The sequence below is a fragment of the Blastochloris sulfoviridis genome, from assembly GCF_008630065.1.
Lineage (GTDB): Bacteria > Pseudomonadota > Alphaproteobacteria > Rhizobiales > Xanthobacteraceae > Blastochloris > Blastochloris sulfoviridis.
The window spans coordinates 44972-56871 of record NZ_VWPL01000006.1 but is presented as its reverse complement, the minus strand read 5'-3'; the positions used below and the strand labels follow the sequence as shown (position 1 = coordinate 56871).

Genomic DNA, 11900 nt, shown 5'->3' with positions numbered 1-11900 from the left:
TGGCGCCGATGCCTGGCGGCCTCAGCGCCGCGGCGCCGTGGTGTCGGTCGCACGCTGGCGCCGGGCGAAGTCGGCGGCCTCGGCCACCGTGCGCCGCGGCTCGGGGCCGTAATAGTCGCCGATCTGCACCATCCGCCGCGGCTGCAGCAGGATCGACACGATCCGCTCCAGGAGCGCGTTGCCGGAAACCGGCTTCTTGAGGAACTCATGGACGCCGAGCCGCGTCGCCTCGACGATGCGCCAGCGCTCGACATGGCCGGTCAGCATGATGATCGGTACGTCGGGCTGCGGGAAGACGCCGGGCGAGCGGACGATTCGGACCATCTCGGCGCCGTTGAGCATCGGCATTTCCCAGTCGACCACCACGATGTCGGGGGCGAACATGCGAATTGCCTCGATTCCGGCCAGGCCGTCGGCGGCTTCCAGCGTCGTCTTAACGCCGATATTCGTGAGAATGTTTCGGACAAGCTTGCGCATGAACGCATTGTCGTCCACCACCAGAACGGAAACGTTCTGGAGAAGCTTCTCCACTTTCTTGGGAATGACGCTCTGCATCTTAGGGGAAGGATCACGCTCGTCTGCCGGCCATCGGCCGGAGCAACCTGCCACAGGGATCGTCAAGACCAGCTTTACGGCGGCACGGAAAGACCGGCCGTTAAGGGCAACTTTCGTCCAACCCGTTTCGCACCTTTTGAAAAATATCCGGACGGCGCGAAAGGGCAGCAGGCGATTTGCGCCGGGCGGCGTGTTGTGTAAGGTCCGCCACCTTTCCCGCCGGAGCCCTGGATGGCGCGCGATACCACCGACATGATCCCGATCGAGGGGCGCGAGGAGCTTGCCGCCTATCTCGAGGCCGGATGCAAGCCGCCCGATCGGTTCCGAATCGGGACCGAGCACGAGAAGTTCGCCTTCACCCTCGGCCGTCATGAGCCGATACCCTATCAGGGCCAGCGCAGCATCCGTGCGCTGCTTGACGGTATGCGCCTGCAGCTCGGCTGGGAGCCGATCCTGGAGGGCGACAACATCATCGGCATGGTCGATTCGGCCCATGGCGGCGCCATCTCGCTGGAGCCGGGCGGCCAGTTCGAGCTGTCGGGCGCGCCGGTCGAGACGGTGCACGAGACCTATGCCGAGCTGTATGCGCACCTCGCCCAGCTTCGCCAGGTGGCAGCACCGCTGGGCATCGGCTTTCTCGGCCTCGGCATGAGCCCGAAATGGACGATGGCCGAGACGCCGGTGATGCCCAAGGGCCGCTACCAGATCATGGCCGCCTACATGCCCAAGGTCGGCACGCGCGGCCTCGACATGATGTTCCGCACCTGCACCGTGCAGGTGAACCTCGACTTCGCCTCCGAGGCCGACATGGTCAAGAAGCTGCGCGTGTCGCTGGCGCTGCAGCCGGTGGCGACCGCCATCTTCGCCAACTCCCCGTTCACCGATGGGCGGCCGAACGGCTTCCTGTCGGCGCGCTCGGAGATCTGGCGCGACACCGACAATGCGCGCGCCGGCATGCTGCCCTTCGCCTTCGAGCACGGCATGGGCTTCGAGCGCTATGTCGATTACGCGCTCGACGTGCCGATGTATTTCGTCAAGCGCGGCGACCATTACATCGACGTCGCCGGCGCCTCGTTCCGCGACCTGATGGCCGGCACGCTGCCGCAGCTTCCCGGCGAGCGGGCGACCCGCTCGGACTGGGTGAACCACCTCTCGACCATCTTTCCCGAGGTCCGGCTGAAGCGCTTCCTGGAGATGCGCGGCGCCGACGCCGGGCCGTGGCGGCGGCTGCCGGCGTTCTCGGCGCTGTGGGTCGGCGTGCTCTATGACGATGCTGCGCTCGATGCCGCCTGGGATCTGGTCAAGGGCTGGAGCGCCGAGGAGCGCCAGCGCCTGCGCGACGAGGTGCCGCGTCTCGGCTTCAAGGCGTCCATTGCCGGCCGCAGCGTCCACGAGATCGCCCGCGAGATGCTGACGCTGGCCCGCGCCGGCCTCGCCCGGCGCGACCGGCCGGACGACAATGGCTGCGACGAGACCAGGCATCTGGAGGCCATCGTGCCCTTCGTCGAGGCCGGCCGCACACCGGCCGAGGAGCTGCTCGACAGCTATCACGGGCGCTGGAACGGCTCGGTCGAGCCGGTGTTCGAAGAGCACGTCTATTGAGCGACACGGCCGCTGTCGCGCGCCGGCATTTCGGCACCGCTCATCTCCCGCATCCGCCGGCCTCGCCGAACAGGTGAGTCGGCCGCTGCCGCACGGTCAGGTTGACTCCGATATCGGCGTGTCAACAAGATCAAGTAGACGTTCCGGCCAGCCGGCCTGTTTTCCGGTCACCTTCCAGGTCACTTCCCTGGTCACTTCCCAGGTCAATTTCCAGGTCGCGAACATCCGTCCTGCGGACCGAACGGCCCAAATCCGGGCTTGCCGCCGGGCGCTGCCACAGCAGGAGGGAATCAGATGTCAGCCGCCGAGAGCCGTGAGACGACAACCCGGCGCAAGCAGCAACTGATCGACTTGGCGCTGCAGGGCGGCGGGGCGCATGGCGCCTTCACCTGGGGCGTGCTCGACCGGCTGCTGGAGGAGCCCTGGCTGAAGATCGACGGCATCTCCGGCACCTCTGCCGGGGCGATGAACGCCGCCGTGCTGGCCGACGGCTACGCCGCCGGCGGCGCGGAGGGCGCCCGCGCGGCGCTGGCGGCGTTCTGGAAGCGGGTGTCGGACGCGGCGCGCTTCAGCCCGTTCCAGCGCAGCCCGCTCGACCGGCTGCTCGGCCGCTGGTCGATCGACACGTCGCCGATGTTCGTGGTCATGGATCTGATGTCGCGGCTCTATTCGCCCTACGACCTCAATCCCGGCGGCAACAACCCGTTGCGCGGCATCCTGGAGGAGCTGATCGACTTCGAGCGGCTGAAGACCTCGCCGATCCGCCTGTTCATCACCGCCACCAATGTGCGCACCGGCCGCGGCCGGGTGTTCCGCAATGGCGAGATCACCCCGGACGTGCTGATGGCCTCGGCCTGCCTGCCGACGCTGTTCCAGGCGGTGGAGATCGACGGCGAGCCCTATTGGGACGGCGGCTATTCCGGCAACCCGACCATGACGCCGCTGGTGCGCGAGCTCGACTCCGACGACACCATCCTGATCCCCATCAATCCGGTCGAGCGGCCGGGCACGCCGAATTCCGCCCGCGACATCCTCAACCGGCTGAACGAGGTCTCCTTCAACGCCGTGCTGCTGAAGGAGCTGCGCATGATCGCCATGCTGCGCCAGGTCGCCGACCCCGGCAATTGCGAGGGGGCGCAGTGGGCGAAGATGCGCATCCACATGGTGCGCAACGAGATCATGGGCTCGCTCGGCTATTCCTCCAAGCTCAATGCCGAGTGGGAATTCCTGAGCATGCTGCTCGACGAGGGCCGCCGCGCGGCGGACGCCTTCCTGGAGACGGACGGCGACAAGATCGGCGTCACCTCGTCTGTGAACCTCGACGCGCTGCTCGAGGGCGTCTGACCATGGGTCTCCTCGGTATCCTGGTCGGCCTCGGCCTTCTCATCTTCCTGGCGTTTCGCGGCTGGAGCGTGCTGCTGCTGGCCCCGGCGGCCGCGCTCATCGCCGCGGCCTTCTCGTCGGAGCCGCTTCTGGCGCACTGGACCCAGACCTTCATGGGCAGCGCGGCGGGTTTCATCGCCCAGTTCTTTCCGCTGTTCCTGCTCGGTGCCCTGTTCGGCAAGCTGATGGACGATTCGGGCTCGGTGACCACCATTGCCCGCTTCATGACCGAGAAGATGGGGCCGCAGCGCGCCGTGCTGGCGGTGGTGCTGGCCGGTGCGCTCGTCACCTATGGCGGCGTCAGCCTGTTCGTCGCCTTCTTCGTGCTGGCGCCGATGGCCGAGGCGCTGTTCCGCGCGGCCAATATTCCGCGCCGGCTGATGCCCGCCGCCATCGCGCTCGGCACCTCCACCTTCACCATGTCGGCGATGCCCGGCACGCCCTCGATCCAGAACGCCATCCCGATGCCGTTCTTCGGCACCACGCCGTTCGCGGCGCCGGGGCTCGGCATCATCGCCTCCGCCATCATGCTGGGCTTCGGCCTGTGGTGGCTGGCGCGCATGGAGGCCGCGGCGCGCCGCCGCGGCGAGGGGTTCGGCACGGCGCGGCCGCTCAGCGTCGATGATGCGGCCGACGATCTGGTGGTGCGCGAGCGCGCCACCACCGCCCGCGAGTTCGACCCGGCCGAGATCAATCGCGGCAGCCACGCCGCGGCCGGCCCGCCGGTGGCGGTGGCCTTCGCGCCGCTCGCCGTGGTGGTGCTGGTGAACCTCCTGATGTCGCTCGTGGTGCTGCCGCGGCTCGATCTCGCCTTCCTCGCCGAGCCGCGCTTCGGCTCGACCTCGCTGTCGGCGGTGGGCGGCGTGTGGTCGGTGGCGGTGGCGCTCGCGTCCGCCATCCTGGTGGCGATCGTCCTCAATGTCCGCCGCCTGACCGAACTGCGCGCCACCATGGACGCCGGCGCCAACGCCTCGGTGCTGCCGGTGCTGAGCGTGGCGAGCCTCGTCGGCTTCGGCGCGGTGGTGGCGGCGCTGCCGGCGTTCGAGATGGTGCGCGACTGGGTGCTGTCGATCCAGGGCGGGCCGCTGGTGTCGCTCGCCGCCTCCACCAACATCCTGGCCGCGCTCACCGGCTCGGCGTCCGGCGGCATGACCATTGCCCTCGACGCGCTGGGCGCGACCTACATGAAGCTCGCAGCCGAACTCGGCATCGATCCGGCGCTGCTGCACCGGGTGGCGGTGATCGGCTCGGGCACGCTCGACAGCCTGCCGCACAATGGCGCGGTGGTGACGCTGCTCGCGGTGTGCGGCACCACCCACAAGGACGGCTATCTCGACATCGTCATGGTCGGCATCGTCGGCGCCGTGCTGGCGCTCGCCGCCGTCATCGGCCTCGGCACGGTGTTCGGCTCGTTCTGATGCGATTTGCGGGTGATCGGCTCGGTTTCTTTCTTCCCTCTCCCCTTGTGGGAGAGGGTGGCGCGACCGAGCGAAGCGAGGTCGAGCCGGGTGAGGGGTGCATGTGGATGCACGCTGGAAGAGTCACCCCTCACCCGCCTCGCGATCTTAGATCGCTCGGCACCCTCTCCCACAAGGGGAGAGGGAAAGAGAGTGCGGCTCCCGGCAAGCGGTTGTTCCGAGGCGATCGGCCGGAAACCGTATGACAACGCGATACGATCACAGCGGGGTGCATATGGCGGCCATCATCGACCCGCGGCAGGGCGATGCCGAGGACGACGCATCGAGCACCAAGCAGCGCTCGCTGCTTTCGCTCGCCGGCTCCCTGCTGGCGGAGATCAGCCTGCCCAAGCTGGCCCTCACCTGGGTGCTCTTGATCGGCGCGCCGGCCCTGCTGCTCGGGCTGGCGCCGCTTCTCGCCTCGATCTGGCTGTCCACGGTGTCGGCCAAGCTGGCCTATGCGCTGTCGGGGCTGGGCTCGGCGCTGCTGCTGGCCGGCGTCGTCGCACTCGGCTGGTATGGCGGCACGCGGCTGATAAGGATGGCCGAGCACAATTTCTGGGCGCTCAATTCGCTGGCGGTGCAGCCGGTCTATGCCATGGCCCGCGAGGCGCTGCGCCAGCTCGCCGAATCCCTGCTGGCCGCGACGGCGAGCGCCGAGCGCCGGGCGGCGCTGCGCGCGGCCATCGCCGCGGTTGCCGGCCTCGCGGTCGCGGTGCCGGCGGCGCTGCTGGCGATGCTGGTGTGGCCCCAGACCCGCTGGGTCGGCACCGCAGCCGACCTCGCCATGCCCGGCCAACTGGCGCTCGCCGCGCTGGCCAACGGCTTCGTGCTGATCGTCGGCTATTTCGCCGCGGCCGCGCTGGTATGGGGCTTCGCCGACGCGACGATGGCCCAGCCGCGCGACATCCGCTTCGCCCAGCCGCCCGAACCGGGGCGGCGGCGCTGGCGCATCGCCCATCTGTCGGACATCCACACGGTCGGCGAGCGCTACGGCTTCCGCCTCGAGTCCGGCCGCGCCGGCTCGCGCGGCAACGACCGGGTGCGCCACGCGCTGGCCCGCCTCGACGCCCTCCACGCCGCCCAGCCGCTCGACGTGGTGCTGGTGACCGGCGACGTCACCGACGCCGGCCGCTCGGCCGAGTGGGCCGAGTTCTTCGACGCGCTCGCGCTTTATCCGGCGCTGGCCGAACGGCTGCTGATCCTGCCGGGCAACCACGACGTCAATGTCGTCGACCGCGCCAACCCCGCCCGGCTCGACATGCCGTTCAGCCCCAACAAGCGGCTGCGCCAGTTGCGCACCATCTCGGCCATGGCGGCGGTGCAGGGCGGGCGCGTGCGCGTCGTCGATGTCGCGGCCGGGCGGATCGGCCCGACGCTGGAGGAGGCCCTTGCGCCGCACCGCGCGGCGATGCGCGAGTTCGCCGACACCGGCACGCTGCGCCACATTCTGGCGATGGCCGATCTGTGGGCCGGCCTGTTCCCGCTGGTCTACCCGCCCGATACCGAGGACGGCCTCGGCCTCATCCTGCTCGATTCGAACGCCGACACCCATTTCTCCTTCACCAACGCGCTGGGGCTGGTGTCGGTGGCGCAGGTGCGCGGCATCGAGATTGCGAAGGCGCACTATCCCGCCGCCCGCTGGCTGGTCGGCCTCCATCACCACGTGGTGGAATATCCGATGCCGGCAAAGCAGCTCTCCGAGCGCATCGGCACCGCCCTGGTCAATGGCAGCTGGTTCGTGCGCCGCCTGCAGCGGATCCTGCCCGGCGCGGTGGTGATGCACGGCCACCGCCACATCGACTGGATCGGCGCCTGCGGCAGCCTGCGCATCGTCTCGGCGCCGTCGCCGGTGATGGAGGCGACGGACGACAAGCCGACCCATTTCCTGATCCACACCCTCGCCGACGGGGCGGACGGCGGCCTCGACCTTCTGGAGCCGGAGCGCATCGTCATTGCCGGCGAGCCGGTCGCGGCGGCGGCGGCGATCCTCTGAAGGCGGTCCTCTGAAGCAGGCGCCACGCTGCCGGCCGGCATTCGCAGAGGTTCACGGGCGATTCGGTCTGCTAGACTGGAGTTTTCCGTTTCCGAGTCCGCCATGCCTGCCGCACAGCCTCTCCCCATCGGCGCCCCCGACCTCGCCGGTGGCGTCCTCACCGTCGATCTTGCCGCCCTCGTCGCCAATTGGCGCGCGCTGGCGGCGCGCCTCGCGCCGGCCCAGTGCGCCGGCGTGGTCAAGGCCGATGCCTATGGCTGCGGCGCCGCCGAGGCCGGCCGGGCGCTGCGCTCAGCCGGCTGCACCACCTTCTTCGTGGCGCTGGCGGCGGAAGGCCGGGCCTTGCGCGCCGCCGTGCCGGACGCCGCGATCTATGTGCTGAACGGCCTGCCGCATGGCGCCGCCGAAGCGTTCGCCGCCGCCCGCCTGCGGCCGGTGATCGGCGATCTCGGCGAGCTGGCCGAATGGGAGGCGTTCGTCGCCCGCAGCGGCTGGGGCGAGGGCGCGGCCCTCCACCTCGACACCGGCATGAACCGGCTGGGCCTGCGGCCGGAGGAGGCCCGCGCGCTGGCGCTCAGGCCGCGCGGCCGGCCGCCGGTCTCGCTGGTGATGAGCCACTTCGCCTGCGCCGACGAGAAGGACCACCCGATGACGGCGCGCCAGGTCGCGCTGTTTCGCGAGGTGCGGGCGCTGTTTCCCGGCGTGCCGGCCTCGCTCGCCAATTCGGCCGGCGTGTTCCTGGGGCCGGAGGCGCATTTCGACCTCGCGCGCCCCGGCTACGCGCTCTATGGCGGCAATCCGACGCCCTGGACCGCGAACCCGATGCGCCCGGTGGTGCGGCTCGATCTGCGCGTCATCCAGGCCCGCACCGTGCCGCCCGGCGAGACGGTGGGCTATGGCGCCCGCTGGACGGCACCCGCCACCCGCCGTATCGCCGTGGTCTCGGCCGGCTATGCCGACGGCCTGCTGCGCGCCGCCTCGGCGCGGCCGGGCGCGCGCGTGCTGGGATACGCCGGCGAGGTGGCCTGCCCGCTGGTCGGGCGCATCTCGATGGATCTCGCCGCCTTCGACGTGACCGACGCGCCCGCCGATGCCGTGCAGCGCGGCGACACCATCGCGCTGCTGTCGGAGCGCTTCGGCGTCGACGACTATGCCGAGGCTGCCGGCACCATTGGCTACGAGGTGCTGACCAGCCTCGGCCGGCGCTATCGCCGCGTGCACGTCGGAGGATGACCGTTTGGGGATGACGGCCGGGAGGATGCCCGCAAAGGCCTGATTCGCGACCGTTTCGAGCCTTGAAAGCGTCACAGAGCGCCGCCACAGTCGCCGCACTGCACCCGCCGGTGCCTCCTCATTTTGGTGTGGCTGCCGTGACCGCGCGATCCCTGGCCAAGTCTGTCGCCTTTGCGCTCGCCGGCTTCGCCGGTGTGCTGGTGGTTGGCGCCGTCGTCCTGCGCGTGGCGGTCAGCAACCAGGACGTCCACGCAGCCGTGTTCTCCGCGCTCGGCCGGGATGCCGGCCGCTCGTTTGCGGCGGGCAATCTGCGGGTGGTGGCCTGGCCGCGCCCGGCGGCCCTGTTCGAGGATGTCGCGATGCGCGGCGAGGGGCCCGCCACCTTCACGGCGCCGAGCCTCACCGCCACGCTGAAGCTGCTGCCGCTCCTGTCCGGCCGCGTCGAGGTTGACGAGCTGGTGCTCGATCAGCCCGAGATCACCTGGTCCGTCGCCGGCGGTCCGCTGGTGCCGGCCGCCCCCGGCGGCTCGGCGCCGGACATCCGCATCAATGGCGGGCGGATCGACATCGACGGGCCCGATGGCGCCATCGAGCGGCTCGAGGACGTCACCGCCGAAATCGAGCACGGCTCCACGGCAATCACGCTGTCCGGCACCATGCGGCTGCGCGACGAGCCGATCGAGGCCTATCTGTCGATCGGCGATGCCGCCGCCTTTGCCCGCGGCGCCCGCTCGGCGGTCCGCTTCAAGATGACCGCGCCCGCCGCCACCCTGGCCTTCGACGGGCACGCCGTCTTCAACCGCACGCTTCAGCTCGAAGGAGCCGTGGCAGCCGACAGCAGCGCGCTGCGCACGGCGCTCGCCTGGTTCGATCTCGACCCGGTGGTCCGCGGCGGGCTCGGCCGCTTCGCCCTGAAGGGCGACCTCGCGGTGTCGGGCCGCCAGTTCGCGCTGCGCGACGCCAGCCTCGAACTCGACGGCAACCGCGCCGAGGGCGGTCTGACCGTGCGCTTCGAGAACGGCCAGCCGATCGTGCAGGGCACGCTGGCGGCGGAGACGCTGACGCTCACCCCCTATATCGTCGACGTCGCTCCCCGCCGCACCGGCGGCTGGAACAGCGACCGCTTCGACACCTCGGCTCTCACCGCCGCCAATGCCGACATTCGCCTGTCGGCCGGGCGCATCGTCTTCGGGCAGGCGAGCCTCGGCCACGCCGCAGGTGCCGTGCTGCTGCGCGGCGGCCGGCTGTCGCTGACGCTGGGCGAGGCGGAGGCGTTCGACGGCATGCTGCGCGGCACTCTGGAGCTCGCCTCGAATCCGGAGGGCGTGGAGCTTCGGGTCGACGCCGTCGCCAGCGATATCGATCTCGACCGGTTCGGCCAGACCCTGTTCGGCGCGCGCCGGTTCGAGGGCCGCGGCGCCCTGGTGGTCGGCCTGGCAGGGCAGGGCGCGAGCCCGGCGGCGATGGCCCGCAGCCTCACCGGCGAGGTCAAGGTCAATGCCGGCGCCGGCGCGCTGACCGGCGTCAATATCGAGCAGATCCTGCGCCGCATCGAGAAGCGGCCGCTGGCCGGCACCGGCGATCTGCGCGGCGGCCGCACGGCGTTCAACCGGCTGGCCGTCCAGGTCCGGGTGACCGATGGCGTCGCCACCTGCGATGACGTGGTGATGGAAGGACCGGCGGTGCGGGTGGTAGTGTTCGGCACTGCCTCGGTCGGCGAGCGCACGCTGGACCTCAAGGGCAACGCCGGGCTGGTCCGGGCCGCCGGGGCGGGGTTCGAGCTGCCGTTCATCATCCGCGGCCCGTGGGACAGCCCCTCGGTGGTGCCGGACGCCGAAAGCCTGATTCGCCGTTCGGGCGCCGCTGCGCCGCTGCTGGAGCGCGCGGTTCGCCGCGACGAGCCCGCCGCAGCCGGGCCGAGCACCGCCGCCAATGGCGCGGTGCCGGCGGTGGAGGGCGCAGGCGGGCTGGCCTCGGACACGCCCTGATCCGAAATCCGGCCAGAAGGGCCGGAATTTCCTGTGGGGGCGGACTGTCGCAGGACGGTTGCCGGAAATCCGGCCTCGGCCCGGAAGGAGAGCGGCCCAGGGGGCTGGGCGATCTCGGGTCAGGTCGGGTTGCAGACAGTGCCGAGTTCAAGTTGGGCCTTGCCCAATTTCGAGGCCGAGGTGATCGTGGTCCGGCTGATCGGGCCTGATCCGCGTCGCCAGCGTCTGCTGCCTGTTCCGCCTGCCGCCTGTTCCGCCTGCCGTCCAACCGTGTTCACGCCGACACCACCGCCATGCTTCTCCAATCCCTGCTCGCCGCGGTCGTCTTCGGGTCCGTTACGGCCGCGATTGCCCAAGACTCTGTCCCGCAGGCTCCGAAATCTGCGCCGCCCGATGTCGGCCGGATGATCGACGAGGCCGTGGGCATGCCGTCGATGCCGACGGCGCCGCCGGCCAATCTGCTGCCGCCGGGCAAATCCACGGAGCCGGGCAAATCGGCGGCGTCGGGCCAGCCGGCGCCTGCCGCGCTGCCGCCGGGGCTCGCCATTGAGGTGGTGCCGAGCGACGCGTCGATCGCGGCCGGCAAGGCGGTTGCGCCGGGCGTGACGCGCACGCTGCGCATCGCCCTCACCAATCGCGGGACGGTGCCACTCGCCCGCATCGCCGTCACCGCCCAGCTCGACGGCGCCCGCGCCGACCCGTCCGGCCCGTGGCGGGTGGACGGCGCCCTGGTCCGCGCCGAGGTGCGCTCGCTGGCGCCGGGCGCCCGCATGCTGCTGCCGCTGCAAGTGCGCTCGGCCGATCCGGGGCCGGCGGGGCAGGCCACCGGCCGGGTGCTGGTCGATGCCCGCGTCCAGGGCCAGCCGCCGGCCGGGGGCGATTTCGCCTGGACGGTGCGGGATTGCCCCGGCGCCTATCACGCGGCGCTGGAGGGGCTGCGGACCGGCGCGCTGGCCGAGCTGCGCCGGGTCTCGGAGGCGATGCGCAAGGGCAATCCGGACCTGCCGGCGGGGGGGCTGCGTTTCCGCCCGGCCAAGCCGGCGCGCGGCGCGGCCGGCGCGCCGATCCGCATCGCCGCGAGCATCGCATCGCGCCGCGGCGGCGACCCCGAGCTCGCCCGCAATCCGCTGCTCTACACCGCCGCGCGGACCATTCTCGAACTCGACCAGTACATGAAGCAGCGGGCGGTGCCGACGCTGTGCACCGGCGCCGCCGGGGTGGTGGCGGCCTATCGGCGGGCGTTCGCCCCGGTGGAACGCCGGCTTGCCGCCATTCGCGGCGCGGCCGCCAGGGCCCGCTCGGCCCCGGCCGACCTGGGCGACGTCACGGCGGTTGTCGCGGCCGGCGGCGGGACCGGCGGGACTGGCGCCAGGTCAGAAGCGAGTCCCGGGCCGAGCTCGCTCGACGACCTCGCCGCCCGCGCCCGCCGCGCCGCCATCGATGCGGGCCTGCTGGCGCCCGAGGCGCCGGCCGCCGGTTCCGCCCTCGCCACGCTGGCAGTGGCGGCGCGGGCCGGCACGCAACTCGATCCGGCGGCGGCCGACGCGCTGTCGGCGATCGAGGTGGAGGCGTGGCTGGCCGAGGCCGAGGCCGGTGCCGACCGCCTGTCGCGGGCGTTCAACGCCACACTGGACGGCATCCTCGCCGCCCATGCTGCGAACTGCACCTGCGGGCCGTAGAGCATGA

At 71.3% G+C, this 11900-nt stretch carries 8 protein-coding genes; 7 read left to right on the top strand and 1 reads right to left on the bottom strand.

Translation table 11 applies throughout. The features are described 5' to 3' along the window. Positions 1-21: 21 nt before the first annotated feature. On the bottom strand, positions 22-555 hold the full coding sequence (locus tag F1193_RS04965) for a response regulator transcription factor (protein WP_150096569.1): 534 nt from the start codon (positions 553-555) through the stop codon (positions 22-24). A 231-nt stretch (positions 556-786) separates the two neighbouring features. Here F1193_RS04965 and F1193_RS04960 point away from each other — a divergent pair, with 231 nt between their 5' ends. The 7 genes from F1193_RS04960 (at position 787) to F1193_RS04930 (ending at position 11893) form a co-directional block, all read left to right on the top strand. Next, the gene (locus tag F1193_RS04960) at positions 787-2157 is read left to right on the top strand and encodes a glutamate--cysteine ligase (RefSeq protein ID WP_150096568.1); all 1371 of its coding nucleotides are present in this window, start codon (positions 787-789) and stop codon (positions 2155-2157) included. 294 nt (positions 2158-2451) lie between these two features. Continuing rightward, complete coding sequence (locus tag F1193_RS04955) at positions 2452-3501, top strand: patatin-like phospholipase family protein (protein WP_150096567.1); 1050 nt, start codon at positions 2452-2454, stop codon at positions 3499-3501. A gap of 2 nt (positions 3502-3503) precedes the next feature. Beyond that, positions 3504-4958 carry a GntP family permease gene (locus F1193_RS04950; RefSeq protein WP_150096566.1) on the top strand — a complete coding sequence of 485 codons (1455 nt, stop codon included), beginning with the start codon at positions 3504-3506 and terminating at the stop codon, positions 4956-4958. A 241-nt stretch (positions 4959-5199) separates the two neighbouring features. Beyond that, positions 5200-6993: a metallophosphoesterase family protein gene (locus tag F1193_RS04945; RefSeq protein WP_246164131.1), complete on the top strand. Its 1794-nt coding sequence runs from the start codon at positions 5200-5202 to the stop codon at positions 6991-6993. A 102-nt stretch (positions 6994-7095) separates the two neighbouring features. Continuing rightward, positions 7096-8226 (top strand): alanine racemase, encoded by a 1131-nt coding sequence (alr, locus tag F1193_RS04940; protein WP_150096565.1) that lies wholly within the window; start codon positions 7096-7098, stop codon positions 8224-8226. A gap of 137 nt (positions 8227-8363) precedes the next feature. Next, a complete protein-coding gene (locus tag F1193_RS04935; protein WP_150096564.1) occupies positions 8364-10214 on the top strand; it encodes an AsmA family protein in 1851 nt (616 codons plus the stop codon). 404 nt (positions 10215-10618) lie between these two features. Next, positions 10619-11893 carry a hypothetical protein gene (locus F1193_RS04930; RefSeq protein ID WP_150096563.1) on the top strand — a complete coding sequence of 425 codons (1275 nt, stop codon included), beginning with the start codon at positions 10619-10621 and terminating at the stop codon, positions 11891-11893. Positions 11894-11900 lie beyond the last annotated feature (7 nt).

What these genes read in the sequence shown, in the direction of transcription:
- alr (WP_150096565.1), top strand. Translation starts at nt 7,096, where the DNA reads ATGCCTGCCGCACAGCCTCTCCCCATCGGCGCCCCCGACCTCGCCGGT.
- F1193_RS04950 (WP_150096566.1), top strand. Translation starts at nt 3,504, where the DNA reads ATGGGTCTCCTCGGTATCCTGGTCGGCCTCGGCCTTCTCATCTTCCTG.
- F1193_RS04960 (WP_150096568.1), top strand. Translation starts at nt 787, where the DNA reads ATGGCGCGCGATACCACCGACATGATCCCGATCGAGGGGCGCGAGGAG.
- F1193_RS04955 (WP_150096567.1), top strand. Translation starts at nt 2,452, where the DNA reads ATGTCAGCCGCCGAGAGCCGTGAGACGACAACCCGGCGCAAGCAGCAA.
- F1193_RS04930 (WP_150096563.1), top strand. Translation starts at nt 10,619, where the DNA reads ATGATCGACGAGGCCGTGGGCATGCCGTCGATGCCGACGGCGCCGCCG.
- F1193_RS04965 (WP_150096569.1), bottom strand. Translation starts at nt 555, where the DNA reads ATGCAGAGCGTCATTCCCAAGAAAGTGGAGAAGCTTCTCCAGAACGTT.
- F1193_RS04945 (WP_246164131.1), top strand. Translation starts at nt 5,200, where the DNA reads ATGACAACGCGATACGATCACAGCGGGGTGCATATGGCGGCCATCATC.